At 44.5% G+C, this 25,811-nt stretch carries 27 protein-coding genes and 1 other annotated feature; of the genes, 8 read left to right on the top strand and 19 right to left on the bottom strand.

Annotation, left to right across the window (positions count from 1 at the left end):
• Window positions 1–6 precede the first annotated feature (6 nt).
• Together H0266_RS16065 and H0266_RS16060 are read left to right on the top strand one after the other, a co-directional pair.
• Complete coding sequence (locus H0266_RS16065; RefSeq protein ID WP_181473435.1) at window positions 7–774, top strand: LamB/YcsF family protein; 768 nt, start codon at window positions 7–9, stop codon at window positions 772–774.
• A 111-nt stretch (window positions 775–885) separates the two neighbouring features.
• Window positions 886–1,554, top strand: a complete 669-nt coding sequence (locus H0266_RS16060; protein WP_181473434.1) for an O-methyltransferase — start codon at window positions 886–888, stop codon at window positions 1,552–1,554.
• Window positions 1,555–1,712: 158 nt separating this feature from the next.
• Here H0266_RS16060 and H0266_RS16055 read toward each other — a convergent pair whose 3' ends face one another.
• The 12 genes from H0266_RS16055 to H0266_RS16000 all read right to left on the bottom strand — a co-directional run bounded on the left by H0266_RS16055 (window position 1,713) and on the right by H0266_RS16000 (window position 12,439).
• Window positions 1,713–2,006: a hypothetical protein gene (locus H0266_RS16055; RefSeq protein ID WP_181473433.1), complete on the bottom strand. Its 294-nt coding sequence runs from the start codon at window positions 2,004–2,006 to the stop codon at window positions 1,713–1,715.
• Between the two features lie 9 nt (window positions 2,007–2,015).
• Window positions 2,016–2,570 (bottom strand): GNAT family N-acetyltransferase, encoded by a 555-nt coding sequence (locus H0266_RS16050; RefSeq protein WP_181473432.1) that lies wholly within the window; start codon window positions 2,568–2,570, stop codon window positions 2,016–2,018.
• Window positions 2,571–3,297: 727 nt separating this feature from the next.
• On the bottom strand, window positions 3,298–4,272 hold the full coding sequence (locus tag H0266_RS16045; protein WP_181473431.1) for a quinone oxidoreductase family protein: 975 nt from the start codon (window positions 4,270–4,272) through the stop codon (window positions 3,298–3,300).
• A gap of 11 nt (window positions 4,273–4,283) precedes the next feature.
• Window positions 4,284–5,069: an enoyl-CoA hydratase/isomerase family protein gene (locus tag H0266_RS16040; RefSeq protein ID WP_181473430.1), complete on the bottom strand. Its 786-nt coding sequence runs from the start codon at window positions 5,067–5,069 to the stop codon at window positions 4,284–4,286.
• A gap of 15 nt (window positions 5,070–5,084) precedes the next feature.
• Window positions 5,085–6,842 (bottom strand): acyl-CoA dehydrogenase family protein, encoded by a 1,758-nt coding sequence (locus H0266_RS16035; RefSeq protein ID WP_181473429.1) that lies wholly within the window; start codon window positions 6,840–6,842, stop codon window positions 5,085–5,087.
• On the bottom strand, window positions 6,829–7,569 hold the full coding sequence (locus H0266_RS16030) for a 2-phosphosulfolactate phosphatase (RefSeq protein WP_181473428.1): 741 nt from the start codon (window positions 7,567–7,569) through the stop codon (window positions 6,829–6,831). Before H0266_RS16030 ends, H0266_RS16035 begins: the two co-directional genes overlap by 14 nt.
• Window positions 7,562–8,629, bottom strand: a complete 1,068-nt coding sequence (locus H0266_RS16025) for a phosphotransferase (protein WP_181473427.1) — start codon at window positions 8,627–8,629, stop codon at window positions 7,562–7,564. Before H0266_RS16025 ends, H0266_RS16030 begins: the two co-directional genes overlap by 8 nt.
• A 3-nt stretch (window positions 8,630–8,632) precedes the next feature.
• Window positions 8,633–9,037, bottom strand: a complete 405-nt coding sequence (locus tag H0266_RS16020) for an acyl-CoA thioesterase (RefSeq protein ID WP_181473426.1) — start codon at window positions 9,035–9,037, stop codon at window positions 8,633–8,635.
• Window positions 9,038–9,049: 12 nt separating this feature from the next.
• Window positions 9,050–9,922, bottom strand: a complete 873-nt coding sequence (locus H0266_RS16015; RefSeq protein ID WP_181473425.1) for a 3-hydroxyacyl-CoA dehydrogenase family protein — start codon at window positions 9,920–9,922, stop codon at window positions 9,050–9,052.
• On the bottom strand, window positions 9,912–10,487 hold the full coding sequence (locus H0266_RS16010; protein WP_181473424.1) for a TetR/AcrR family transcriptional regulator: 576 nt from the start codon (window positions 10,485–10,487) through the stop codon (window positions 9,912–9,914). Before H0266_RS16010 ends, H0266_RS16015 begins: the two co-directional genes overlap by 11 nt.
• A 13-nt stretch (window positions 10,488–10,500) precedes the next feature.
• Window positions 10,501–11,280 (bottom strand): SDR family oxidoreductase, encoded by a 780-nt coding sequence (locus H0266_RS16005; protein WP_181473423.1) that lies wholly within the window; start codon window positions 11,278–11,280, stop codon window positions 10,501–10,503.
• A 4-nt stretch (window positions 11,281–11,284) separates the two neighbouring features.
• Complete coding sequence (locus tag H0266_RS16000; protein WP_220127318.1) at window positions 11,285–12,439, bottom strand: acyl-CoA dehydrogenase family protein; 1,155 nt, start codon at window positions 12,437–12,439, stop codon at window positions 11,285–11,287.
• Between the two features lie 228 nt (window positions 12,440–12,667).
• Between H0266_RS16000 and H0266_RS15995 the strand changes: the two genes are divergently transcribed.
• Complete coding sequence (locus tag H0266_RS15995; protein WP_220127298.1) at window positions 12,668–12,985, top strand: hypothetical protein; 318 nt, start codon at window positions 12,668–12,670, stop codon at window positions 12,983–12,985.
• 485 nt (window positions 12,986–13,470) lie between these two features.
• Entirely contained in the window at window positions 13,471–14,028 is a 558-nt protein-coding gene (locus H0266_RS15990; protein WP_181473421.1) for a CotY/CotZ family spore coat protein, read from the top strand.
• A 37-nt stretch (window positions 14,029–14,065) separates the two neighbouring features.
• Here the strand turns inward: H0266_RS15990 and H0266_RS15985 are convergent, their stop codons facing one another.
• Both H0266_RS15985 and H0266_RS15980 read right to left on the bottom strand, forming a co-directional pair.
• Window positions 14,066–14,551, bottom strand: a complete 486-nt coding sequence (locus H0266_RS15985; protein ID WP_181473420.1) for a hypothetical protein — start codon at window positions 14,549–14,551, stop codon at window positions 14,066–14,068.
• A 16-nt stretch (window positions 14,552–14,567) separates the two neighbouring features.
• Entirely contained in the window at window positions 14,568–15,026 is a 459-nt protein-coding gene (locus tag H0266_RS15980) for a hypothetical protein (RefSeq protein ID WP_343063313.1), read from the bottom strand.
• 116 nt (window positions 15,027–15,142) lie between these two features.
• On the opposite strand from H0266_RS15980, the gene H0266_RS15975 reads away from it, so the two are divergent.
• Both H0266_RS15975 and H0266_RS15970 read left to right on the top strand, forming a co-directional pair.
• Window positions 15,143–15,985 carry an STAS domain-containing protein gene (locus H0266_RS15975; protein WP_181473419.1) on the top strand — a complete coding sequence of 281 codons (843 nt, stop codon included), beginning with the start codon at window positions 15,143–15,145 and terminating at the stop codon, window positions 15,983–15,985.
• 153 nt (window positions 15,986–16,138) lie between these two features.
• Window positions 16,139–17,086 carry a nuclease-related domain-containing protein gene (locus tag H0266_RS15970; RefSeq protein ID WP_246364151.1) on the top strand — a complete coding sequence of 316 codons (948 nt, stop codon included), beginning with the start codon at window positions 16,139–16,141 and terminating at the stop codon, window positions 17,084–17,086.
• Window positions 17,087–17,240: 154 nt separating this feature from the next.
• On the opposite strand, the gene H0266_RS15965 is transcribed toward H0266_RS15970, so the two are convergent.
• The 5 genes from H0266_RS15965 to H0266_RS15945 form a co-directional block, all read right to left on the bottom strand.
• Window positions 17,241–18,503 carry a glutamate-5-semialdehyde dehydrogenase gene (locus H0266_RS15965; protein WP_181473417.1) on the bottom strand — a complete coding sequence of 421 codons (1,263 nt, stop codon included), beginning with the start codon at window positions 18,501–18,503 and terminating at the stop codon, window positions 17,241–17,243.
• A gap of 20 nt (window positions 18,504–18,523) precedes the next feature.
• A complete protein-coding gene (gene proB / locus H0266_RS15960) occupies window positions 18,524–19,651 on the bottom strand; it encodes a glutamate 5-kinase (protein ID WP_246364076.1) in 1,128 nt (375 codons plus the stop codon).
• A gap of 42 nt (window positions 19,652–19,693) precedes the next feature.
• The gene (proC, locus tag H0266_RS15955) at window positions 19,694–20,536 is read right to left on the bottom strand and encodes a pyrroline-5-carboxylate reductase (RefSeq protein WP_181473415.1); all 843 of its coding nucleotides are present in this window, start codon (window positions 20,534–20,536) and stop codon (window positions 19,694–19,696) included.
• A 344-nt stretch (window positions 20,537–20,880) separates the two neighbouring features.
• The gene (locus tag H0266_RS15950; RefSeq protein WP_181473414.1) at window positions 20,881–21,207 is read right to left on the bottom strand and encodes a thioredoxin family protein; all 327 of its coding nucleotides are present in this window, start codon (window positions 21,205–21,207) and stop codon (window positions 20,881–20,883) included.
• A 58-nt stretch (window positions 21,208–21,265) separates the two neighbouring features.
• Window positions 21,266–21,853 carry a DUF421 domain-containing protein gene (locus H0266_RS15945; RefSeq protein WP_181473413.1) on the bottom strand — a complete coding sequence of 196 codons (588 nt, stop codon included), beginning with the start codon at window positions 21,851–21,853 and terminating at the stop codon, window positions 21,266–21,268.
• An 81-nt stretch (window positions 21,854–21,934) separates the two neighbouring features.
• Window positions 21,935–22,143, top strand: a binding site (T-box leader).
• A 40-nt stretch (window positions 22,144–22,183) separates the two neighbouring features.
• Here H0266_RS15945 and argS point away from each other — a divergent pair.
• On the top strand, window positions 22,184–23,866 hold the full coding sequence (argS, locus tag H0266_RS15940) for an arginine--tRNA ligase (protein WP_181473412.1): 1,683 nt from the start codon (window positions 22,184–22,186) through the stop codon (window positions 23,864–23,866).
• Window positions 23,867–24,238: 372 nt separating this feature from the next.
• On the top strand, window positions 24,239–25,723 hold the full coding sequence (locus H0266_RS15935) for an MDR family MFS transporter (protein ID WP_181473411.1): 1,485 nt from the start codon (window positions 24,239–24,241) through the stop codon (window positions 25,721–25,723).
• Window positions 25,724–25,811 lie beyond the last annotated feature (88 nt).

Raw genomic sequence — 25,811 nt, 5'->3', positions numbered from 1 at the left:
CGACCAATGTCTACCATTGACTTGAACTGCGATATGGGCGAAAGTTTCGGCGCTTACCGTATGGGGAGAGACGAAGAATTATTAGACTACATTACATCTGCGAATATCGCTTGTGGGTTCCACGCGGGAGATCCATCTACGATGAGAAGAACCGTTCAAATGGCCATCGAGAAGAATGTAGCGATTGGAGCACACCCAGGTCTACCTGATCTTGAGGGTTTCGGGAGACGCAGGATGGACATTTCCTATGATGAAGCTTACGACATGGTCCTTTATCAAATCGGTTCATTGCAAGCTTTTGTAAAAGCTTCCGGAAGCTCATTGAACCACGTGAAACCGCACGGAGCCCTCTACAATATGGCGGCAAAAGATAACGATTTAGCCGATGCGATTGCACAAGCTGTACACGATGTTGATTCCTCATTGATTTTATTCGGATTATCGGGAAGTGAACTTGTGAAAGCTGGAAAAGAACGTGGATTACATACAGCAAGCGAAGTGTTCGCGGATCGAACGTACCAACAAGATGGGAGTCTCACTTCACGCAACCACTCTGAAGCCTTAATTACGGATGAAAAGGAGTCCATCAAGCAAGTCATCCGAATGGCAAAAGAGAATAAAGTCCGCACTCTACAAGGTGATGATATTCATTTAGAAGCTGATACGGTTTGTATCCACGGAGATGGACCTCACGCTGTCCCTTTTGCCACCTCTTTAATAAAGGCTTTTGAGGAATCAAATATTTTATGCAAGAGCATCGAAACCAGTAAATGATGGATTGATTGTGACCACAGCACGTTCACCTAAACTAGCTCAAGCAGGAATCTACTCTGCTTTTGTCAAAAGTGTTACGGACAGCAATCAACAAATAAGGAGGATTCACTATTGAGTTCAGCACATACGTGGAAAGCGTTTGACGAATACACTCAAGAGAAACTGTTTACGGCAGACCCTGTTTTAGATAGCGTGTTACAATCGAACGCTGAGGCTGGTTTGCCTTCTATCGACGTTTCCCCCAATGAAGGGAAGATGCTTCACTTGTTCGCAAAAATGGTAGGAGCAAAGAGAATGTTGGAGATTGGCACCCTTGGTGGATACAGTAGCATCTGGTTATCACGTGCCCTTCCGGAAGACGGAAAACTCGTCTCCTTGGAGTATTCTTCTAAACATGCCGCAGTTGCCGAAAAAAATATCCATCAGGCAGGATTAAGTGAGCAAGTCGATATCCTTGTTGGCGCAGCGCTAGATTCATTGCCAACCCTCCCTGAGAAGGGATACCATGATTTCGATTTCATCTTTATCGATGCTGATAAACGAAACAACATGCGATATGTTCAAGAAGCCATCAAGCTGTCTCATTCCGGTACCTGTATCGTCGTCGATAATGTGGTACGAAGTGGTCAAGTACTAGATAGTGAGAGTGACAATCAAGATATCAAAGGAATCCGTGATATGTTCGATTACTTAGTGGATCACCCTGACCTTGACTCAACAGCCATTCAAACGGTTGGAAGCAAAGGCTATGACGGATTTTTACTCGCCATCGTTAAATAACGAAGCACCCCTTGTCAACGTCGTCAAGGGGTGTTCATATGAATGCGTATCGCTCTTCGGTCATCAATATGTTCTCCGCACTCCTCCAAGTCCTGCGTCAATTTCTCAACGTAAGTGTGGAGACCATTCGCTTGAATTTGTTCAAAAACTTGGATAAGTTAGAGCTCGTTGTGAAAGAGTCCATCAGAGATCATCAAAATCTCCTGAACATCATGTAGCAGTAGACTACCAGATTGCAAAGCCTTTATGGCCTCTGGCATTCCGTCCGCAACTGTATAACCACCTTCTCTATTCGCCAGGGAACGATTAAATCGCAACGTTTCTAAACGATCTGAAAAGACGGACTCAGCCGGAACATCCATCCCCGCTTCTCGACGTGCTGCTCGTTTATTCTTTGCCCGTTCACTGATTCCTTTGACCGTATCCTTTCTTTTTTTGAGGGACTTTTCCATTGAAATGTTTCAATTCTCTTTATGGTCCTGCCAATCCTTTTCGAGCATCCCATAAACGACATGATCCGAAGGTTCGTCATAGAGCATAGCTGCTTCTCTGATGACGCCTTCCTTCTCAAAACCCAAGCGCTCAGGCACAGCCCAGCTTTTCGTATTCCGTACATCAGCGCGAATCTCAATCCGGTTCAGTCCGAGATCACGGAATGCATAGGTGAATAGAGCCTGACAAGAGCGAGTCAACAGACCTTTCCCTTTGTATTTCGCTCCCATCCAATAACCGATGCTTGTTTTCCTATTTTTCCAGTCGATTGCATGAAGATCGATTGTCCCGGCAATAGCGCCTTTATACAAAATACATACCGTAAGTCCGTCCGCTTCTCCATAACGCTTCATCGCTGATTGGATAAACTGTTTTGTATCCTCAGGTGACTTCGTAAAGTTGATCCAAGGAAGCCATGTCGCCAAGTGTTCTCTTGATTCGTCTGCTAAAGCAAACAATTCTTCTGCGTCTTCGAGTCCGATTAGTTTTATAGATAGTTCTTCATCAATTTTATGTACGAACATCCTCATGCCCCTTTCAAAATGGCTCTGTTATGGTTTGTTATTCATATAATATTTCTTCTAAGAGTCCCGTCACACCTTGAAGACTTATAGAAGATTAACAGAGCTTTCTATTGATTACCGAATAGATTATTTTCTAGACACATGAGATAAAACCCTTCTTATTTGTGTAATTATTCCACAAGGGAGGTAAAAACTCATTCCATACGAAAAGAGACTCCCTTTTTGGAAGTCTCTTTTACAGAGTGTTGAGAAAGCCGCTTTCGGTTCTTCAAAGGTGAGAAGGGGCCGGTGGCGTGGAAACGACTCCCTTTCCGCAGGAGGCGGTGAGCTTCCTCACTCGCTTCCCGAGCTGCGGGATCTCACCCAAGCCTCAGGATCCTGCAGGAGTGTCGCCGTTTCCACGCCACCTCAACAAAGGAAGGCTGAACCTTTAGAGATTCAACGACAATGTGGACTTCTACTGATTACAGCACCATGTTAGGTGAGGTTCTGTCCCCACTATTTATCGCATAGTGGTATGGAAAACGGGGAGACTCCCGCGGGAGAAGGGCCTAGGCGAGACCCCACAGGGAGTGTCAACGACCGAGGAGGCTGGCCGACTCCCCCGCAGGAAAGCGAGTCGTTTTCCATCCCACGGTATTCTCATACGATCTAACATAACAGTTCAACTGACTTCTGCAGGCAGCCCGGAAAATAGACTTCCTTTTTGGAAGTCTATTTTATAATCTTATGGGGTTAAGACGAGTTTGCCTTTTGTCTTTCTAGCTTGCATGATTTCGTGTACGTGTGCCGCTTCGTCGAGTTTGAAGACTCCCCCGACTGTCAGCTTCAAGTCACCGTTTCTGACAAGCATCAGCAACTCTTGTAGACTCTTTTCAAATAATATTGGCTTCTTCATCACTTGTGGTAGAAAGAATCCGATCACGGATAGGTTTCGGTTCATAAGTCCAGCTGGATATAGCTGAGGTGGTTGTCCACTAGCAACCCCGTACGTGACAACACGACCAAAGGAGCGCATACATTTTATCGTCTCATCGAACACTTCTCCGCCAGCCATCTCCAAGGCTACGTCGACTCCTTTGCCACCCGTTGCTTCGAGGACAGCTTCTCGCCAGTTCGGATCCGTGTAGTTGATTCCATAGTCTGCTCCTAGTTCTTTTGCTAATGCCAATTTCTCCTCTGAACTCGCTGTGGCAATCACCGTCCCTGCACCGTAGTATTTCGCTAACTGAACGGCTAAGGAACCGACTCCGCCTGCACCCGCATGTACAAGCACTGTCTCTCCTTTTTCCATACGTCCCATCGTCAACAAGATGTGATACGCTGTTAAACCTTGAAGCGGAAGAGCGACGGCGTCTTCATCGTCTACTCCATCAGGAATCGGAATCAGCGTTTGTTCTTTTGTGGCGACATATTCTGCGTATCCACCCGATCCTATCAGGGTTACGACACGATCCCCTTTTTGGAAACGTGTGGTTTCCTCCCCGACCTCTTCTACAACACCTGCAACTTCCGCCCCCGGAATAAACGGAAGTGGCGTTGGAACGACATACGCACCTTGTCTTCTTGCTGTGTCGGCATAATTGACTCCAATCGCCGTCACTTTAATCAACACATCATCTTTTTCAAAAGACGGTTGTGAAATGTCGACGGACTGCAAAACGTCTGGTCCACCGTACTGTTCAAATTGTATAGCTCTCATTGTACTCCTCCTTATTTCCCAACAAAATGGGGTTTACGCTTATCTTTAAAGGCTTGAACGCCTTCCTTATGATCATCTGTCGTGACCATCATCGTTTGCGTCATTCGTTCTTGCTCAAGAATGGAGGCAAGGTCCGATTTATCGGCTTGATCCACTATTTTCTTCATCATCCCCATAGCCCGTCCCGGCCCTTTGGCTAACGTCAAGGCATAGTTCATCGCCTCTTCTTCTAAATCAGCCAGTGGAATGACGCGATTGATCAGCCCCCACTCTACTGCTGTATCCACAGGAATGGGCTCTGCACGGAACAACAACTCTTTTGTACGGTAAGGACCAAGAAGCCTAGATAGGAAGTAATGACCTCCTCCGTCAGCGACCAGTCCCACTTGTGCAAAACTCAAGACAAACTGACTTTCTTCTCCTGCAAGAATTTGATCGCAGGCAAGAGCTAAGTTGAACCCAGCTCCTGCTGCATACCCATGAACGACGGCAATGACAGGTTTAGGGAGTTCCTTGATACTTAAAATCAACTCATTAAGAATGCCGACATGATCATAAATATCTTGAGACGTCGCTTTGCCCATGTTTTTGACGTCTCCTCCAGCAGAAAAGGCACGCCCAGCTCCTGATAACACGACAACCTTGATCTCCTCATTCTCTCTTGCTTCTTGTAAGGCACCTTGCAATCCAAGAATCATGTCATCAGAAAACGCATTCAAAGAATCCGGTCGGTTCAATACACACGAAAGTACAGGTCCATTCACTTGTACAGCCAGGTGATCATTTCCTAAATTCATTCGAGTCATCCCCTTTTATGATTGGTATCGTTTTTGTTCCGAATAAAAATCGGCAATTTTACGTTTTCGTTCCACAGAATCCGGCCAGTGATATGCAGCCAATAAGAGAGAGACCTGACCTAGTGTCTTCGTCCTTTCTTCTCCCACCAATAGCTCTGACAGCATCGGAATAACCGCATGTTGCACTTCTAGTGCTGTTTGTTCGACATACGTATAAGCAAGCTTTTGTTTGTGATTGCGTTCACTTGCTTTTTCCGTTCTCAAAATGACGGATTCTGTTGAATAAATGGCGATGGCTAAGTCCGCTAATTTCATCAGGGTCTCCTGCTCATTTTTAACGCTCGTCCCATACTTGAAAAAGGCTAAGCCCGCACAGACGAGGTGCAGATCTTTAAATAAAGCAAGAGCTTGTTTCAGTTCACTTAGTTCGCCCGTTTGCTTTTTGAAAACACCGTTGTGAAGAGAATGTTGGGCACGCTCTACTATAGTGCGAGTATCGAGAAAATCTTTGGCCACTTTTTTAAAGAAAGCACCTGGAATGAGAAGCCTATTAATTTCATTCGTTCCTTCGAAGATCCGGTTGATCCGAGAATCCCGATAGGCCATTTCGACCGGATATTCTTTAATGAATCCTGCTCCGCCGTGAAGTTGCAACGCTTCATCGACGACGTAGTCCAACGTCTCTGAACCAACGATTTTACAAATTGCCGATTCCAGTGCATGCTCATTCATAGCTTTTGCAACAGCTTTGAAGTCACTCGAATCTTCATGTTCACCTAAGGCGGATTCCACATGACCAGCCGTCCGATAAAGCAGTGACTCCGTTGCATAGAGACGGGCAGCCATCTGGGCCACCTTTTCCTTCGTAGCCCCGAATTCAGAGATAGACTTCTTGAATTGCTTTCTTTCTGTACTATGTTCTAAAGCAAGTTGGAAACTATATTTCGCCGCTCCCAATGTGGCAAACCCTAAGTTGAACCTGCCAAGATTGAGTACATTCAAGGCAATGAGATGCCCTTTCCCTATTTCTCCGATGACATTCTCGATCGGCACCTCGCAGTCTTCCATACTAACCGAGCACGTTGATGACCCTTTGATGCCCATTTTGGATTCTTCCGGTCCGATCGATAAACCTGGAAAGTCTTTTTCCACAATAAAAGCAGTGAAATGTCGGCTATCAACTTTGGCATAGACAATGAACGTATCGGCAAACGATGCGTTCGTAATATAAATCTTTGTTCCATTCAGAATATAGTGCGTTTCCGATTCATTTAGTACCGCAGTAGTCTGAGCCGCCAACGCATCCGACCCTGCTTCTGGCTCAGTCAAACAGTAAGCGCCAAGGTATTCTCCAGACGCGAGCTTAGGTAAATATTTTTCTTTCTGTTGTTTCGTTCCGAAATACGTAATCGGGAGAGTAGCGATACAGGTGTGGTTGGAGTGAGCCACGCTGTAGCCACTGGCATTTCCAAGTGCTTCTCCGACGATTCCCTTACTCATCTTATCGAGGCCAAGTCCACCATATTTCTCCGGTACACTGTGACCAAGCAAACCTAGCTCGCCTGCCTTCTTCATTTTCTCAGCGACAAATGGAAAATCCCCTTCTTCAAGTCGCTTCATATAGGGATGAATTTCCCGGGAAATAAATTGTCGAGCCGTGCCGGCAATCATCCGGTGTTCATCGGTACAATCCTCTGGCGTAAAAACGGACTCAGCCGTGATTTCTTCTATTAAGAAATCACCGCCCTGGACGAAATGTTTAACTGAGCTCATGCTTCCACTCCTTTATTTTTCCTTCCGCTCGGTCATAGAACGGAATCGTTTTCCATATTCCTTCTTGAGACACAAAAGCGACCTCACTCGGGTCCATTCCTGCCCCGATCAGCAAACGGCCTATCTTCGCTTTTGATAATAAATCGGCGACCGGCTCATTGTTGCCGTTATAAAACAATAAGGCTGTTTGTGCTCCATCGGATAACGTCCAATGCCCACCTTCTACCAAATAATGAATTAAACTTCCTGCCCCGAAGAAGTCTTCCAATGTATAATGTCGGCTGGATCCTGAACAGACAAGTGTCAGTGTTGCACCATCATGAATCTCATTCAAATGATCGGCCATCGCTTTATTATTCAGCAACGAACAGGCATACAGTGCATCCGCCTGGCTGGACCTTTGAAGCGCGACTGTACCATTCGTCGTTGATAAAATGACTTGCTGATCTTGAATGACGGATTTCAAATATGTCCTAAGCGGTGGGTGAAATCCCTCAATCAATTTCCCATGGTCCTCACCTGCCAAAATGTAGGGCTCTTTCAAAGACTTGGCTTTCTCTCTTGCATGGACATGATCCAGAACGGGGTAGACACCCTTCGCTCCTTCCGCGAGAGCTGCGGTAATGGTCGACGTTGCAAACAACACATCGAAAACGACCGCAACCTTTCCCTTCATAGAAGCTGGATCGATATCTTCCTTTTTGAAAATAACGTCGACCTTACCCATCAGTGAGTCCTGCTGTCTTCTCCGCATGCTCCATCAAGGCATTGACAAACACATTCATGTGAGCAAAGCGCTGGTCTTGGGTTTGCCCTTTTTTATACCTGGAATAGATTTGTTGGACGATACCGACTAACTTGAAATACGCAAATGTTACATAGAAATGGATAGCCGATAGATCGCGTCCGCTTTTCTCGGCATAGCGTTCCAAAAATTGTTCCCTCGTATAAAATCCTTCCATGACCGTTACAGGCGGTTTTCCTAATCCTGTTCGTAGCAGCTCAGGGTCATCCGCCTCCATCCAATAGCTCATCGCTGCACCTAGATCAGCCAGCGGGTCCCCTACGGTTGTCATCTCCCAGTCAAAAAGACCGACCATTTCGGTTGGGTGATCCTCATCGAACATGGCATTATTCAGTTTATAATCATAATGAATGATCGACGCCTCATCTGAATCAGGAATATGTTCGACTAACCAACGCTTTAATCGTTCTCCTGAGACGACATCATCTGTCCGCGCCTGTTCGTAACGCTTGATCCAGCCATGAACTTGCCTTTCCATAAACCCTTCTGGCTTCACCATCTCTGCAAGAGCCGTTTTTTTATAATCGATGGCATGCAATTCTACTAAACGGTCCACCATTTCTTCAGAAATCTGTTGACCAAGAGCAGCTGTTGGTGGCACGCTTTCCGGAAACTCCGTATCGTACACTAAGCCCGAACGTCGTTCCATAATAAAGAATGGTGCCCCGAGCACTTCTCCACTATTGAATAGGAGTGGTTTTGGAGCCAGTGGAAAAACCGGATGCAAAGATTGCAATACTTTGTATTCCCGTTCCATATCATGCGCTTTCGGAGCAACAGGTCCAAGCGGTGGTCTTCTGAGAACCGCTTTCCAGTTTCCGATTGATAATTCATAGGTTAAATTTGAATGCCCTGCTCCAAATTGACGGACTGAGAGTTCACCAACAGGAACGTCGAGATGCTCTCGCACATACGATTCTACGGCATTTGTGTCCAATTCCTCCCCTTTCCTTACGGGGCGGGTATCTGTCTTCTGATTCACCTTCTATCCCTCCTTAACGGTGAGCTGATGCGACTCTAATTGCATCCTCATCTTCTCTGATAAAGGGGCACTCTTTTGCTGGTGGAAATCGAACTGTACAATGACTGATTTCCCTTTTGCCACTAATTCACCCGACTGTTTTTCATACATGTCCTGTTCTAGATGAAAACTAGAGTTTCCGATTTTCAGAACGTGACTCTTGATCACCAACATCTGATTGAAATACACCTGCTTAAGAAAGTCACAGGATGTTGAGGCTAATATGAAGTTCCAATCATCGCCGACCAACCCTGTCTCATTGAAAAAACGAATACGGGAATCCTCCATATAAACAAAGTAGTTATTGTTATTGACATGGCCTAATAAATCCGTTTCACAAAAGCGGACATTCACTTCTATTTCATGCATACAGCATTCCTCCTAGTTCTTGACCTTACGTTGATACGTATAGAATCCTTTACCTGTTTTCCGTCCCAGTTCTCCGGATTCAACTTTCTCAACCAATGTCTGTGAAGGGCGGTCTTTCGGGTCCCCGGTTTCTTCATACTGTTGTTGCATGACATAATAACCGACATCAAGACCAGACAAGTCCATCAATTCGAACGGCCCAACCGGGTGATTTAGCGCTTTACGAACAATCGTATCGATATCCTCAAAGTCGGCATATCCTCCTTCATAAAGGCTCATGGCTTCCTTCTGAATGGCAAATAGAATGCGATTGGCGACAAATCCTGAAATTTCTTTCTTCAATAAGGTTGCTGTTCTTCCCATTTGCTCACAAACTTCCATGACGGTGTTTGCTGTCTCGTCTGATGTATGATCCCCTTTGACAACCTCCACACAATCCATGACGAGAGCCGGGAAGAAAAAGTGCATGTTACACACCTTGTCCGGACGGGACGTCGCGTCTGCAATCAATGAGCTGACAATTGTCGATGAATTGGTTGCTAGTATGGCGTGAGAAGGAGCGATGTTATCGAGCTCTGCAAATACCTCGCGTTTCACATCCAACTTTTCAATGACCGCTTCTATGATCAGGTCAGCGTCTCCAGCCGCTTCTTCCAAATGAGTAGTTGGGTGCAAACGTTCGAATGCCGCTTCATACTCTTCGGCTGATAGCTTCCCTTTTTCCACCCATCGATTCATGATCTCTCGAAGTTTGCTCTCTGCCGTATTCAATGAATCTTCACTGATATCCTGCAAGTACGTTTCATAACCAGCCAATGCTCCGAGCATCGCAATTTGATGTCCCATAGACCCTGCTCCAACGACAGCGATTTGTTTAATTGTCATGATTCTCCTCCTCGATTCCTTTAAAAATCATTTCCATAAAGATCGTTGTCAGTTCTTCTTCGCCTACTTCCCCGTCCGGTTCGTACCAGAAATAACTCCAGTTCGCGATTCCCAAAACAGCAAACGACAGCATATCCGCTCGCAGGTCTGAGCGAAATTCGCCTAATTGAATCCCTTGCTCAATGACCGATGCAATATTTCGTTGAAACAAATGACGCTTCGGTAAGATGTCATCTGTTTTAGCTTGACTTAGATGACGCATTTCCCGGAAAAACACCATGGCACTGTTTGCGTTTGTGCGGATATTCCCAATCAGCATCCTGACCATCGAACGTAATTGGTCGTGTGCGGTTCGCCCTTCTGCCATGATCTCGTTCTGCTGCGCGAGTAATGAGTCAATAAACTGCTCATGAATGTGGACAAGCACATCTTCCTTGTTTTTGAAGTAGTAATAGAAGGTCCCCTTCGTCAATTGATTCGATGAAACGATGTCTTGAATCGATGTTTCTTGAAACCCTCGCTTGCCGAACAATTCAGTGCTTGTATTCAATATCTTCTCTTTCATTGTGACTCACCCCTTAACACGACGCATGCATACCTCCGTCGACGACTAATACATCACCCGTTACATAGTTGGAGGCTTTCGAAGCAAGAAATAGGGCTGCTCCCTTCAAGTCTTCTTCTGTACCGAAACGACCAAGTGGCGTGCGATCCAAAATGAACTCTCCCCCTTGTTCGAGGACGACCTTGGACATCTTCGTCGGGAAAAAGCCTGGGGCTAGGGCGTTCACTTGGATATTATGGGCGCCCCATTTCACCGCTAAGTCTTTCGTCAGCGTAATCACTGCCCCTTTACTTGCATTGTATCCGACGGTTTCCATGAATCTAGGGTCCGCTCCCCCTAGTCCAGCTACTGACGATATATTGATGATTTTTCCTGACTGTTGTTTTGTCATAACAGCGCCAACCTTTTGTGACATAAGAAACGCACCTGTCACGTTGACATTCATGACTTTCTGAAAAGCTTCAACAGGCATCTCCAACGTCGGAGCCCCCCAAGTCGCTCCGCTATTATTAATCAGGATGTCTATCGTTCCGAATGCGTTGACGGTTTCTTGAACCACGGCCTCGACGTCAGCGGTGTCTGTCACATCACAGGCAAGCGCTAAAGTCTGGACCCCCAGTTCCTCTTCCAACCTCTTCGCCACTTGGTCACAGGCTTCTTTTTTTCTTGAACAAAGGACAACGTTCGCCCCTGCCTCAGCCAACCCTTCTGCCATCTGTTCACCTAGACCGCGTCCACCTCCGGTAATAATAGCTGTCTTCCCCGTTAAGTCGAACAATTGATTCACATGCATGAGCTCACTCCTTATATTTTGAAAGTTCCAATTTAGCCACTTGTCGTCGATGCACTTCATCTGGTCCATCTGCCAGCCTTAATGTCCGGCTGTTCGCCCATTGTGCTGCAAGCGTGAAATCATCGCTGACCCCTGCAGCTCCATGAGCTTGGATGGCACGATCAATCACCTTTAAGGCCATACTCGGTGCGACGACTTTGATCATCGCAATTTCCGTTTTGGCTTGTTTATTTCCTACGGTGTCCATCATATGAGCAGCTTTAAGAGTCAGTAGTCGTGCCTGTTCGATTTCGATCCGTGAATCCGCAATCCACTCTCGAATCACACCTTGATCCGCTAACGGACGATGGAACGCTTCCCGCTCTTGTACGCGCTTACATAAATCTTCAAGCGCACGCTCAGCAGCTCCGATCAAACGCATACAATGATGGATTCTTCCAGGTCCAAGTCGACCTTGCGCGATGGCGAAGCCTTTACCTTCTCCCCAAATGATGTTGTCAGCGGGTACACGAACATTATCAAAATCGATTTCTGCGTGACCGTGCGGAGCATGATCATACCCGAACACAGGAAGCATACGACGAATATGTACGCCAGGAGTATCTAGAGGTACGAGAATCATCGACTGCTGTTCATGCCTCGGTGCCTCTGGATCTGTCTTCCCCATGAAAATCGCAATTTTACAACGCGGATCTCCAGCTCCTGAAGACCACCATTTTCGTCCATTGATGATATATTCATTGCCCTCTTTTTCAATCCTTGCTTCAATATTCGTAGCGTCAGAGGAGGCAACATCCGGTTCCGTCATAGAAAAGCACGACCGGATATCCCCGTTCAGCAACGGCTCCAACCACTCTTCCTTCTGACCATCTGTTCCGTATCTCGCGAGTACCTCCATGTTCCCTGTATCGGGCGCATTACAATTGAACACTTCCGGACCAATGATCGATCGCCCCATAATTTCGCATAACGGTGCATACTCGATGTTTGTCAGACCGGCTCCATTCGTTTCATCAGGTAAGAATAAATTCCATAGCCCCTCTTCTTTTGCCTTGTTTTTCATTTCATTCATGATCGCAGGGGTATCGGACCATCTTGTTTCTTGTTGATTCAGCTGCTCTTCATAGACCGACTCATTCGGATACACATACTCATCCATAAAGTCCCGCAGCTTCTGCTCGTAGCGTTTCACTTTCTCACTCGTATCAAAATTCACTGTCTTCCCCCTCTATTACCGGCACAACATACCAACCGGTTAGTATGTGTCTCCCATTTTATACCTATATTTCAGAAAATTCAATATAAATGAACGATTATTCATAATTCATAATTATCCAGTTCACTCATAAGGATGGAGAGTAGAAACAATTTAAGGAGGAGATCAATCTTGACGAAAGACAACAGCAACAACGAATCCTCTAAGAAGAACGAGGGACTGGTTAAAGGCGTATCCAAAGAGGCCAATAATGTCGTCCACAACACGGTAGATACCTCGGGGAAAATCTTGAAGTCGATATCGGGTGAAGGAGGTCTGATCGGAAAAACGATTGATTCGTCAGGTAACATCATTAAGAAGGTTTCTGACAAAGGAAGCGAAACCATCGATAAAACGGCCGATCACTCTTCGAAAGCATTCAGGAATATCAAAGATAAAGCGTTTAATAGAAAAAGTAAGCGCTCCGAGAATAAAGATAACGAGAAGTGAAGTATGGTTGTAGCTGAGCAATAGGGTGCGATGCTCAAGTGTCCGGTTTGTTCGCGCACTTGTCCGAATCCTTAGTTCAATTGTCCGAATTACGAGTAAATGTCTGGATTCCTCAATCAAATGTCTCAATTATTGAGGTACCTGTCCCAATTCTCTGTACGCCAGTCCGAATACCGAACTCAATCCCCATAGTTTTGCATAACAAAAATAAAGCTGCCCTCCTACTAAGGGCAGCTTTATTTTCTTTGTCCGGACAGATCCGATAGGGAAAACGCCATGGTGTGGTAAGCCATGAATCTATAACGCTATAGCTATAGGTAATCTATTCTATGTACAACGAGTAGTTGATGTATCGGCGAATGTATAAGGATGACAAACTTGTGTCTATTACCTATTTTCCATAACATAGACAGATATACAGGCATCCTCCTCCTATTTCCATAGAATGATATGGAATGACCAAATAATAAAGGAGATGGAAAAATATGAGTTCCTGTCATTCTAAAGGAAAAGGAAGTAGATGCGTCAAAGATGTTCTGAAAGAGATCATCCGTGCTCAAAACGAGGTGGCTGATCGTGATCACGGCTGCAGCACGAGTTGTGAGCGCTCAATCCGTGACTTGCTATCCCCAGCTGGGGCAAACGGAAATGGTGATACAACGGTACCATTCACTCTTTACTGCAAAGATTGCAAACCGTTCTTCGCTAGTGGATTGAGAAAGAAAACGGGGCCTGGTTACTTCTGTATCGAAACACCAGTCTTCCGTGCCGTGAAGTTTGTTGATGATCACTGTGTGAAATTGGAATTGCTAAAACCAGTTCCACAGTATTCTCACTACTCTTGGAAGAAAAAATGCGATAAGAGCGTATGCGATGTACTAGACCACGTAGAATATTTCGAATCAACAGGGATCTGCACGACGGTTGACGTCAATTGCTTCTGCGGAATCACTTGTCTAGATACGATTACACCACGACCTTTCAGCAACGCTACTGGCGGTCAAGAAGAATCTTCCTCTTCTTCTTCCTCATCAAGCCACTAAAAAACACAAATAAAGCTAGCGGAATGTTCCGCTAGCTTTATTTTATGTGAAAGAAAACAGGAAAAGAAACGAATGTCTGTAAACCTTGTGAACCTCCCCAATTGGCTCGAAACGTATAATAGACTGTATGGCCTCGTTGTCCCAGAATTTTAACGGAGTCATTTTCTATGTTCCCTCCTTCTATTGTAAGAAGGTCCATCCTAGAAAACGTGAAATGTTCAGGTGATTTTGTATCAAATGTGAACCGTATTTCCTCTCCTCGATCCACATCAATCGTCGGGACACCTAATTCTTTTGCTTCCGTTTGATCGATTCTGAAGTGGCCCGATAAATCACAAGATCTTTCTTTAAGGCAAGCAATAGAAGGAATGAGACGAACCTCTTCATCTCCCACCATCATTCTACTATTCAATATTTTTTCACGTGTCATGGCTTCATATCCCTCACCCTCATCATTTCCGATATACAGAGTGAAAAGAACGACAACAATGCATGCGCAGAGAACACTCAAGTATTTCTTCACATTTCTCTCCTTTCTTCTATCCTTTCACAATGGGAGACTTACTCCACGAACCGAACTCTTTCCTGATTTGGACAATTTGGCCAATGTGGTAGCCATTGTGGAGCCATAGGAGGCCTAGTGTGTCAGACCATTTTTCCAACTTCTCATCGCTGCTTATTAGAATCACCTTCCTGAATTGTCGAAACGTGTTGTGTGATTGTTCCTCGATTTTTCTCCAATCTACTTTCCTATCAAATGTGAACGTATTATAATAACTAGGTAACTCTTCTACTTCTTCCCCACAAAAACGGCTTAAGAATCGAGCGTTATAAAAATTGAGATGATGGATGATTTCAGCAATCGTATTCGCTTGACCCACGTCCACTCTGTAGTGCGCTTCGTAATCATCGAGACCATTGATAGCCGTAGTAAAGCAAACAAAGAGTCGATCTTGATCGTAAATGGCAGCTAACTGTTGTAAAAGTAGTTGTTTCACATTTATCACCCCCTTATGATATACCCCCTTTTTCATTAGTCGACACGATTTCCTTAAAAAAGATGTTTAGTACTGAGTAAGACGGGTAAACAAGGAGCTTGAGAGGAGTTTTCCAAATGTTGAAAAATGAAGAGCTGCGAACCTTTTTGTTAAACAAAGCAGAGCAACTAACAGAAGAATGGTACGAAACCTTAGATAAGTCCGGCACGGGTGTCTATGCGTCCAAAGACCCGAATGTCATTAAGAACTTAAAAGCCCAAAACTTTGAATTCCACCAACATTTAAGTAATGTATTTACCTTAGATCAAAAAGAATTTCTAGATTCCTTTAAGGATTGGATCTATAAAATCGGTAGTGATCCTCAACACCTTGAAACACCGACTCATGACATTATGCGTGAATTCCTGAGAGTACGGGACCAGTACTTAGCTTTCATAGAAGAGTACATCCAATCATTACAGGCAAAACCTTCACGAGTAGAAATTGACAAGTGGAAAAAAGAAATCATAGATGCTATCGATTATGTTCTCATGGGTGTTGTTGAGGAGAAATCCAACTCCCTGAGTGATCGAATTGAAAAACAAAAAGATATGATCAACGAACTCAGCTCTCCACTCATTCAATTGTCAGATGGTCGAGCTCTTCTACCGCTTGTTGGAGACATCAACTCAGATCGAGCTGCGGCTATCCTGGATAATACATTGCAAGGCTGCACCGAAAAGTCAATTGACCACTTGTTCATTGATTTATCCGGTGTTTACTTAGTAGATACAATGGTCGCCCAACAAATCTTCCACCTTCTTAAAGGACTCGATTTAATTGGGGTGACGAGTACTTTATCCGGAATCAGACCTGAAATCGCTCAAATGGCCACACAATTAGGCATCGATTTCGGTAAAGTCTCGATTACAAACACATTAGCGACCGCTTTTTCATTAGATCCGATATACAACAAATAACCCCTCTATTGTGAGGGGTTTATTTGTTTGGTCACGCTCTTGAATTGACTGAGGTTGATGGGTAAACCAACAACTTTCCCATTCTCATCATAGAAAATATGATAGAATGAATAGGAAAATTATTCAATTTAGGAGTGTGATGTTTTGCATCGTATGAAGACAGATGAACTTCTGCAATTAGAAGTTTGCATAGAAAGACTCGACCCCGCTTCTCCTTCTTATTCACTCATTAAGCAGGATTTCTTAAGGAGAACTGCTGGATATGTCGGTGAAAGCACAGTAGATCGTTACCTCCAGTACCTCCCTCCCCATGCTCACTCCTTTCAAGACCTCCGGCTATTTGACGGCATCCAACACTTCCAGATGGATTTTCTTCTTTTGATTGACGGGACTTTAACGATTGTAGAAGTCAAAAACTATAAAGGGAAAATCATATTTGACTTTAATCACCAGCAACTTATTCGAGAACTGGATGGTCGTGAAGACATTTTTCCTGATCCTTTTATACAGGTCGAGCACCACACCGTGCAACTTTCGAGGTGGCTGTCCGAACGAGGATTTCCCCTCATACCTATACAATTTTTCGTCGTCATTTCAAATCCTCAAACGTTGATTGAAACCCGAGGCCATGATTCGCTTTCGTACAAAAAGAGAATCATGCGGGCTAGACGTTTTCCCCACTTGTTACAATCACTCAAAAATCCTAACGACAGCCCTGCATGGACGGATGATGACCGGGACACGTTTATAAGAATAGTCGCTAATGAGAACTCACCTTACAATGGATCCGTTATGAAAAAGTATGGAATTATGCTGAATGATCTCCAATGGGGAGTGGAGTGCCCAGCTTGTTCTAAATCGGGTATGAAGCGCCGGAGAGATCACTGGCATTGTGAATGTGGAAGGAAATCAGATGATGCTCATAAGAAACTCTTGATGGATTACGCCCTTTTGTTGGGTCCAGAAATTACGAATGCAACATTCAGACAGATTGCTTTCATTGATAGCGAATATATAGCTAGAAAACTATTAACAGAGAATTGCCGTTTCAACTTTGGCAATACAAAAAACCGAAGATATTATATAAATATGGATATTTAAGTATTCGACAGAGATATTTCAGAATTAGGAAGCGTTATTTAAGAATTCGACAACGCTACTTAAGAATTCGACAACGTTATTTTAGAATAAACATTCTTAAACTAAAAAAGGGAAACTCCGAGGAGTTTCCCTTCATCATCATCATTATTTTCATTTATCGGATTTGACCTGTACCTTTCATCAAGAACTTCACTGTCGTTAGTGCAGGAAGCCCCATTGGGCCACGTGCATGAAGTTTTTGTGTGGAAATACCGATCTCTGCTCCGAAACCTAGCGCCCCACCGTCTGTGAAACGTGTCGATGCATTGTGATATAGAGCCGCTGCATCAACGAGCGCAAGGAATGTTTTCGCTGCTTTTTCGTCTTCGGTAACGATAGCTTCTGAGTGTTTCGTGCCATACGTTTCGATATGGGCAATGGCATCCGTCAGATCGTCGACCGCTTTTACAGCAATATCTGTGCTCAAGTATTCGTTCGCCCAGTCTTCTTCGCCAGCAGGGACGGCATTCGGGATGACTTCTAAGACATGATCATCACCGTGCACTTGAATATCGTTTTCTTTCAGTGCCGTGATAAGTGCCGTGCTATTTTCAGCTAACCATTCTTTGTGGACAATCAGCGTCTCCGCTGCGTTACATACCGCCGGGCGATCTGTTTTCGCGTTCACAAGGATGTTGATCGCTTTTTCTACATCCGCCGCTTTATCAACATAAATGTGGCAGTTTCCCACACCTGTTTCAAGAACAGGAACCGTTGCATTTTCTACAACCGCTTGAATCAGCTTGCCACCACCACGTGGAATCAACACATCCACATGTTCTTTCATCGTGAATAGCTGGTTCGTCGCTTCGCGGTCTGTCGATGCGATGAATTGCACCGCTTCTTTCGGAATCTTCGTCTCTTCTAGACCTTTATGCATCACTTCAACAATGGCTTGGTTAGAGTTGATGGCATTCGATCCGCCTTTCAGTATGATTGCATTTCCTGATTTCAGAGCAAGACCTGTCGCATCAACGGTTACGTTCGGGCGGGCTTCATAAATCATACCGATGACACCGAGTGGCACCGTCACTTTTTCTACTTGAAGACCGTTCTCAAGCGTCCAGTCAGACAATACCTGACCAGTCGGATCTTCTAGCTTCGCTACGTCACGCAATCCTTGAGCGAAATCCGCAATCCGTTCTTTTGATAAGGACAGACGATCCATGAAGGCTTCTGTAAAGTCTTTCTTACGACCGTTCTCCAAATCTTTCTCATTGGCTTCTAAAATGGTTTCATAATCACGTTCAAGAACATCAGCTAGGTGTAGAAGCGCTTCGTTACGTTCTTCTTTGGAAAGGACCATCAACTGTTTGGATGCTTTCTTCGCTTCAATCGCCTGTGCTTCAACGTTCACATTACTTTTTGTTAGTGTCATCAAAGACCTCCTTGATTATTTTAAACACCTACGGGCAGGGCAACTTCTAAGTGACATACAAAGTCTTCACGTTCTATGGCTGCCTTTTCATATGATTCTAATTCTGGTTCAGTTAAGCCGATCATTTCTTTCATTTCATCAGAAGAGTAGTTAACAACTCCAAGGCCGATTTCTTCGCCGTGCAAGTCGTGGATACGGACAACCGCACCTTTTTTAAAACGTCCGTTTACGTGGTGGACGTTCATAGGAAGCAAGCTCTTCTTCATTTCAACAATGGATTCTTTTGCACGGTGATCGATGATGACGTCACCTTCTGGTCCTGAATTAAAGGCGATCCACTGTTTCTTCTGGTCGAGATTTTCTGTATCTTCTGTAGCTTCGAAGTACGTGCCTTTTGCATTGTGGTAAACCGCATCATAGACGATGTTGTCATTACCGGCTTTTCCTAAGAAGGAAGAAATACCGGATGCCATTGTGATTTTGAAGGCGTCGATTTTGGATTTCATTCCGCCTGTACCGACGTCACTTCCTGGTTCACCTGCGACAGCTTCGATTTCTGGGGTGATTTCGTGGACATTCTGAAGAAGCTGGGCATTTTCATTTTTTCTTGGATCATCATCGTACAGTCCATCGATATCGGACAAGATGATTAATTGGTCGGCGTCGACGAGACCTGCTACTTTAGCAGACAAGGTGTCATTGTCACCGAACTTCAGTCGATCGATCGTGATGGTATCATTTTCGTTCACAATTGGAATGATTCCGCGCTCGAGCAATACGTTGATCGTATTTCGTGCATTGTTATAACGATCTTCATCGGAGAAATCACTGCGTGTAATTAAGATTTGCGACCCCATATAGCCATGAGATAGGAATAAATCGGAATAGGATTCCATCAATAACCCTTGGCCGATGGATGCGGCGGCTTGTTTTTCTGGAAGAGAGCTTGGGCGTTCCAGGCAACCGAGCTTACGGTAACCTGCCGCGACAGCTCCTGAGGATACAAGTAGAACTTCGTGGCCGTCGTCTTTCAGTTGGACGACTTCATCAACTAATTTTTCCAATTTACGGCGACTGATTTCCCCGTGTAAGCTTGTTAGGGAACTACTCCCTATTTTAATAACTACCCTTTTTTTATCTGTTGTCAACATATCACTCCTGATTAGGCTTATTTGCTACGTTCGATTTATTTATTTACTTCCGACGAGGAGACCCTCGATTTCTTTACTCAATTCTTTAGAACGGCTGGCTGCACCTTTGATGGCTGCGGAAATCGCTTCTCCTCCACCACTTTGGTCTAATGCGTCAAGACCAGCAGCTGTCGTTCCATTTGGAGATGTTACATTTTCGCGCAATTCTGTCGGACTTTCATCACGTTCGAGCATCATTTTCGCTGCGCCTAGTAAGGTCTGAGCACCGATCTCTCGAAGTGTTTCGCTATCCATCCCTTCAGCGCGGCCTGTTTTTTCGATGTGTTCCATCAAGTAGTAGAAGTATGCTGGTCCGCTTCCGGCGATGCCAGTAAAGACATCCATCTTATCTTCTTCGATGACGAATACTTCACCGATAGAACGCAATAGTTCTTTTGCAACCAATACTTGGTCCATATCCGTATATTGTCCTGGAGACATCGCGGTTGCTGATTCTCTCAACATGCTTGATGTGTTCGGCATCACGCGGATGACCTGTTGATTTATATTCAAGCGATCCTCCATATAACCGGTTGAAATACCAGCTAACACAGATACGACGACTTGATTAGAATGAATTCGATCTTTGATATCGGCAAGTACCGTATCGATATCTTTCGGTTTCATTGCGAGGATGAAATGATCAACCTCGGAAAAATCGAGATCATCTTTCAATACTGTACGTACACCGTATTTTTCATGAATAAGGTTTAAGCGATCTTGATTACTTCTGTTGGTCACGATGATGTTCTCTTTTGCAATGTTGCCGGACTCGGCCATGCCTGAAATCATCGCTTCTGCCATTGAGCCTGCACCTAGAAAAGCAATCTTTTTATTGATCATGTGGGTTAATCTCTCCCATTCGGATTTTTTTGTTCGCTTTTTTTGTTCGCTCTTTGCAAGACGTGTTTCATCATAACACTGGAAAAATCTTATTCAAGGGGTTTTCCGCATGTCATGCCTATATGAGCCAATTAGTGAGTGTAAACGGTTTCATGGAGAGATATTTCTATTTCAGCGCTTCTCATCGCAAATAATCACGTCTCAGGATAGTATTTGAGGATCGAATTTTTAAGAAAAAACGGATTAAAGCCAATTCCTGAAATAAAGGGAATGTTCTGAAAACTTATTGTGGCAAGCTATACAGCAAAAAAAAACTGTTGAGGGATCTCAACAGGTTTTTGGTGTTACTCATTTAAAAAATGATTCAATTTCGCTAATTGTTGGTTCAGTTCCCCCATCGGAACGAATCGGGCCTTCCGGAACATTTCTTTCCCCTCGGCAAAAACCAAGACGGCTGGAACCGTCATGACAGAGAACCTGCCAGCGACCTCAGGAACTTCTTCGGCGTCGACATGCCTAGAAGAAATGCGGGGGTACTCCCTCAGTAACTCTTCTACTTGTGGCAAAAGGGCATGGCAAATCGAGCAGTTCGGCTGGGAAATATACACGAGCGAAAGTGTTTCGTTCTCAATAAAGGTGTTGATATCCTCTATAGAATGTAATGCATTCATGTTTCTCACCTCTACAGATATTGTACCAATAATGTCTATAAAAAATCTCCTCAGGTGCTTATTTCAGTTTCTCATCATACAGTTTAGCTTGATCTTCGTTGGAGATTTCTTTAAAAATATTTCCTTGCTCAGGTGCATTTTTCAGTACGGCTTTCAATGAAAGTAATTCATCCCTCAACTGTTCGATATCTTGTTTCGTCGCCGGTTTCTTCTTCTCTTTCAATTCAATCCCTACTTGACCGTTCGGCTCGAGCGTGGCTGATTCGATATCACTGAAAGACGTCACATTTTGTTGTCGTAATTTCATTTCTAGTTGATCGACGGTGAAACGGACTTTCTTCATTTGTTTTTCTTGTAGAACTCCATTCACAATAATCGCGACAGATCGACCTGTTAAGAACTTTTCCATAAAATCAACTTTCACCTGTAGCCATTCCATAATGAATAGTGTGAAGACGAGCACAGCCCCGACACCGAAAGTCACCCAAATGTTCTTTCCAGATACCGGCTGAATGAGTAATGACCCTATAGCAATCATGATGACTGTTTGAGATAACGTCATCTGTGAAATCGACTTTCTTCCAGCTATACGTAATATGAAGGTCCCGACAAGAATAATGAGTATAGCTTTCCATATCCAATCCATGGCTGGTCACTCCTTTTGTTTTATCATGCAACGAGCTATTGCAATTCATCCATCGATTCGCTATAATTTCTTCAATACATTAGAAATTCGTGGAAAAAGAGAGTAACGGATTGGAATCTTCAGCGAGTCAGGAACGGTGGGAGCCTGATGATCATTCAATCCGTGAAACGGACTTTGGAGAAGCCCTCTTGAAGTACAGTATGGAGGGTCGGGGCTGTTTCCCCGTTATCAACGTAGAGTGGCTGTCATAGCTATAAGAGTGGTACCGCGAGTTCAACCTCGTCTCTTTTTGGAGACGAGGTTTTTTATTTTCTATGAAAGGGTGTTTAGATGGACAAGCACATATTATCCCTACAATTAGCTCATATTCTCGGAGAATCCTATTCCCGAGAATGGGTGTATGAACAAATCGAAATTCCGAAGAAAGACCAGCTAGGTGACTTAGCTTTTCCCTGTTTTTCCTTAGCGAAAGACTTCCGCAAAAGCCCTCAATCAATAGCCGAGGAGCTGGCAAGTCGATTGGACCATCCACAAGTGAAACGAGTAGAACCGCTCGGCGGGTATGTGAATGTTTTTCTTGATCAAACTTTCTTCGCTGAACATACGTTGAAGCAAGTATTGAGCGAGAGTGAGGATTACGGTAGCCATCATTTCGGTGATGGAAAAACGATCGTACTAGACATGTCTTCACCGAATATCGCCAAACCCTTTTCGATGGGACACCTTCGTTCCACCATAATCGGGCAAGCTGTCAGCAATTTAGCCGAGAAGTGTGGATATGAAACGGTCAAGATCAACTACATCGGTGATTATGGTACCCAGTTCGGCAAACTCGTCGCAGCCTATTACCTCTGGAGTGACCCGGAGGCTATCAAGAAGGATCCGCTGACAGAACTGACCAAAATCTACGTTCGGTTCCATGAAGCTTCTCAGTCTGATCCATCGCTCATCGATCAAGGGCGCGCATACTTTAAGAAATTGGAGAATCAAGACGAAGAAGTAACAACCCTATGGCGTTGGTTCAAAGATGTTTCCTTAGTAGAATTCAACCGCATCTATGAATTGCTTGGCACTAGCTTCGATCTGACACGTGGAGAAGCGTTTTATAATGATAAGATGGATGCCGTTGTTGACCTTCTCGATCAAAAAGGGTTACTTGAACATTCACAGGGTGCACAAGTTGTGCGGTTAGATGATGAAGACCTCCCACCTTGTTTAATCCGAAAGAGTGATGGAACGACGACCTATGCCACCCGTGACCTAGCTGCCGCGATTGATCGTTTTGAGTCTTATGAATTCGAAGAATCTTTATACGTAGTCGGACATGAGCAAACCCTACACTTCCAGCAAGTGAAGCATGTATTGGAAAAACTGAAGTTATCATGGGCTTCTGATATGCACCATGTTCCTTTCGGGATGATTCTGAAAGACGGAAAGAAAATGTCCACTCGTCAAGGTAAGACGGTACTGTTAGAACAAGTACTCCAAGAGGCGATGAACCGCGCTCTTGAGAATATTGAAGAGAAGAATCCGAACCTCGCTGACCGTGAGAAAGTAGCGAGACAAGTCGGCGTCGGCGCCATCATTTTTCACGACTTGAAACAAGACCGCGCCAAGGATATAGAATTCTCATTAGAAGATATGCTTTCTTTCGAAGGACACACCGGTCCATATGTTCAATACAGCTATGTACGCGCCCGCTCCCTTCTTGAAAAAGGAAGTTTCGATCCTGAAAAGGCGAGTGCCACGTTAAAGGATGAACAGGCTTGGGGCGTGGTAAAACGAATAGGAAGCTTCCCGCAAGTCGTCGAGGATGCATTTCGCAGTTATGATCCTTCTAAAGTTGCGAAGTATGTATTGGACCTTTCCAAAGCTTTCAATCATTATTATGCACATACGAAAATCATAGGTAGTGAGCAAGCGAATGAGCGGTTGACGTTGATCTATGTCATCAGCTTGATTTTAAAGGAAGGGCTTGAGCTATTAGGTATAGAAGTGCCTGAGGAAATGTAAGCTATCATAGTTAAAACTTGTACCCAAGATGGCTTGATGACTCGAGGCTAAGGAGCTTTGGTCCTATATGTTAGAAAGACTAGGGTGTGGTGGGTATCCGTAAAAAAGTCTGTACTCTGTCCGAATAGGCCGAGCAAATGTCCGATAAAGCATTTCTCTTGTCCGAATTAACCGAGATTGTCCGAAATACTGAAGTACTTGTCCGAATAGCTCGTGTGGATGTCCGAAATCGTACACCACTCAGAATCTAGCCATTTATCCTTCATAACTTTCAGGATATAACCATGAAAAGCAAAGACTTTTCACTATCTCTTCCGTGTTTCTTCCTATATACTATATACTTGCGAATGTTTAGCGAAGAGGAGAATGATCATGAAGGAAACTCACTATGAATTCTTAGCGGATGACCCGAATTTCAAGGTCAAGCCGATTATGTTTTCACTCATTATCGGTGCATTTTTTGCCATATTGAATGAAACCTTATTAAATATTGCCTTAACGACATTGATGGGTGTCTTTGACATCCCTGCTCCTGTCGTTCAATGGATGGTAACAGGGTTTATGCTCGTAATGGGAATCTTAATTCCTATTTCTGCCTTGATGCTTCAAAGCTTCACGACCCGTCAGATGTTCATTGGAACCATGACGGTCTTTACTATCGGGACAGTGATTTGTGCCGTTGCTCCGAATTTCGGTGTCTTGCTGACAGGCCGTCTGCTGCAAGCCGTTGGAACAGGACTGTTGATTCCGATTATATTCAACACCTTCCTACTGATCTTCCCACCTGAACGTCGAGGTGGTGTCATGGGAATGGTCGGTCTCGTCATCATGTTTGCTCCTGCAATCGGACCGACGTTATCAGGCGTGATTGTCGAAAACCTAGGCTGGAGATACTTGTTCATCACCGTCATTCCGTTTGCACTCTTTTCCATTGCATTTGGGTGGAAGTACTTAGCGAACGTAGGCGAAGTGACCAAACCGAAAGTCGATGTACTGTCCATCGCTCTTTCAACCATCGGCTTTGGTGGCATCGTCCTCGGATTCAGTTTAGCTGGTGAGGGAGAGTCAAGCTTCTTAGCTCCGCAAGTACTCACTCTGATCATTGCTGGCGTTCTATCATTGGTGTTCTTCACGATCCGTCAATTACGTTTAGAAGAACCATTACTTGACGTACGCGTGTTCAAATTCCCGATGTATTCGATTGCTGTCGTCTTATTTATTATTTTGATGATCGCCATGTTCTCATCTGAGATCATCTTGCCTATGTTCATGCAAGGGCCACTGGCTTTGACACCGGAACAAGCCGGACTCATATTATTACCAGGGGCGCTATTGAATGGACTCTTATCACCAGTCATGGGAAAACTGTTTGATAAATTCGGTCCACGTGTCATGATCATCCCAGCTTCTGCTATATTGACGACAACGATGTTTACGTTGAGTCAAGCTAGTGCCAATACACCTGTATGGCAGATCGTGGTGAGCTACATGTGCATCATGCTGTCGATCTCTGCCATCATGATGCCGGCGCAAACGAATGGGCTTAACCAGTTACCGAAAAAGTTGTACCCACACGGTACAGCCATCATGAATACGCTGCAACCTGTCGCTGGTGCTGTAGGTGTTGCGGTTTTCATCAGCATTCTCACAAGCCGTCAACAATCATACTTGAATGGCGTTGCCAATCCAGACGCTCCAGGTGCCATTTCACAGGCCGTTGTTGAAGGGGTGGAACTTGTTTATTTCATCGCTTTTGCCATAACAGCTATCGGGTTCATCGTTTCTCTATTCATTAAACGAGCCCGTCCGAAAGATCAAGAAGACAATCAAGAGAATGCGGTTGCCGAAAGTATGTAACCTCTAAAGAATCGAATCCTTCCGACAGGATTCGATTCTTTTCTTATTTTTCTGTTTTACAAACGGAAGGACCGGCTACGTACTAGTA

Origin of the sequence: Halobacillus locisalis, from assembly GCF_013694105.1 — a bacterium.
In the GTDB taxonomy this organism is placed as follows: Bacteria; Bacillota; Bacilli; order Bacillales; family Halobacillaceae; genus Halobacillus; species Halobacillus locisalis.
Note: the sequence above shows the minus strand (reverse complement) of the source record. Positions and strands in the feature narration are given on the sequence as shown.

Excerpts from the sequence above, each read along its gene's own strand:
- H0266_RS16065 (WP_181473435.1), top strand. The coding sequence starts at position 7 with ATGTCTACCATTGACTTGAACTGCGATATGGGCGAAAGTTTCGGCGCT.
- H0266_RS16055 (WP_181473433.1), bottom strand. The coding sequence starts at position 2,006 with ATGGAAAAGTCCCTCAAAAAAAGAAAGGATACGGTCAAAGGAATCAGT.
- H0266_RS16050 (WP_181473432.1), bottom strand. The coding sequence starts at position 2,570 with ATGTTCGTACATAAAATTGATGAAGAACTATCTATAAAACTAATCGGA.
- H0266_RS16045 (WP_181473431.1), bottom strand. The coding sequence starts at position 4,272 with ATGAGAGCTATACAATTTGAACAGTACGGTGGACCAGACGTTTTGCAG.
- H0266_RS16040 (WP_181473430.1), bottom strand. The coding sequence starts at position 5,069 with ATGAATTTAGGAAATGATCACCTGGCTGTACAAGTGAATGGACCTGTA.
- H0266_RS16035 (WP_181473429.1), bottom strand. The coding sequence starts at position 6,842 with ATGAGCTCAGTTAAACATTTCGTCCAGGGCGGTGATTTCTTAATAGAA.
- H0266_RS16030 (WP_181473428.1), bottom strand. The coding sequence starts at position 7,569 with ATGGGTAAGGTCGACGTTATTTTCAAAAAGGAAGATATCGATCCAGCT.
- H0266_RS16020 (WP_181473426.1), bottom strand. The coding sequence starts at position 9,037 with ATGCATGAAATAGAAGTGAATGTCCGCTTTTGTGAAACGGATTTATTA.
- H0266_RS16015 (WP_181473425.1), bottom strand. The coding sequence starts at position 9,922 with ATGACAATTAAACAAATCGCTGTCGTTGGAGCAGGGTCTATGGGACAT.
- H0266_RS16010 (WP_181473424.1), bottom strand. The coding sequence starts at position 10,487 with ATGAAAGAGAAGATATTGAATACAAGCACTGAATTGTTCGGCAAGCGA.
- H0266_RS16005 (WP_181473423.1), bottom strand. The coding sequence starts at position 11,280 with ATGCATGTGAATCAATTGTTCGACTTAACGGGGAAGACAGCTATTATT.
- H0266_RS16000 (WP_220127318.1), bottom strand. The coding sequence starts at position 12,439 with ATGGATGAGTATGTGTATCCGAATGAGTCGGTCTATGAAGAGCAGCTG.
- H0266_RS15990 (WP_181473421.1), top strand. The coding sequence starts at position 13,471 with ATGAGTTCCTGTCATTCTAAAGGAAAAGGAAGTAGATGCGTCAAAGAT.
- H0266_RS15975 (WP_181473419.1), top strand. The coding sequence starts at position 15,143 with ATGTTGAAAAATGAAGAGCTGCGAACCTTTTTGTTAAACAAAGCAGAG.
- H0266_RS15970 (WP_246364151.1), top strand. The coding sequence starts at position 16,139 with ATGAAGACAGATGAACTTCTGCAATTAGAAGTTTGCATAGAAAGACTC.
- H0266_RS15965 (WP_181473417.1), bottom strand. The coding sequence starts at position 18,503 with ATGACACTAACAAAAAGTAATGTGAACGTTGAAGCACAGGCGATTGAA.
- proC (WP_181473415.1), bottom strand. The coding sequence starts at position 20,536 with ATGATCAATAAAAAGATTGCTTTTCTAGGTGCAGGCTCAATGGCAGAA.
- H0266_RS15950 (WP_181473414.1), bottom strand. The coding sequence starts at position 21,207 with ATGAATGCATTACATTCTATAGAGGATATCAACACCTTTATTGAGAAC.
- H0266_RS15945 (WP_181473413.1), bottom strand. The coding sequence starts at position 21,853 with ATGGATTGGATATGGAAAGCTATACTCATTATTCTTGTCGGGACCTTC.
- argS (WP_181473412.1), top strand. The coding sequence starts at position 22,184 with ATGGACAAGCACATATTATCCCTACAATTAGCTCATATTCTCGGAGAA.
- H0266_RS15935 (WP_181473411.1), top strand. The coding sequence starts at position 24,239 with ATGAAGGAAACTCACTATGAATTCTTAGCGGATGACCCGAATTTCAAG.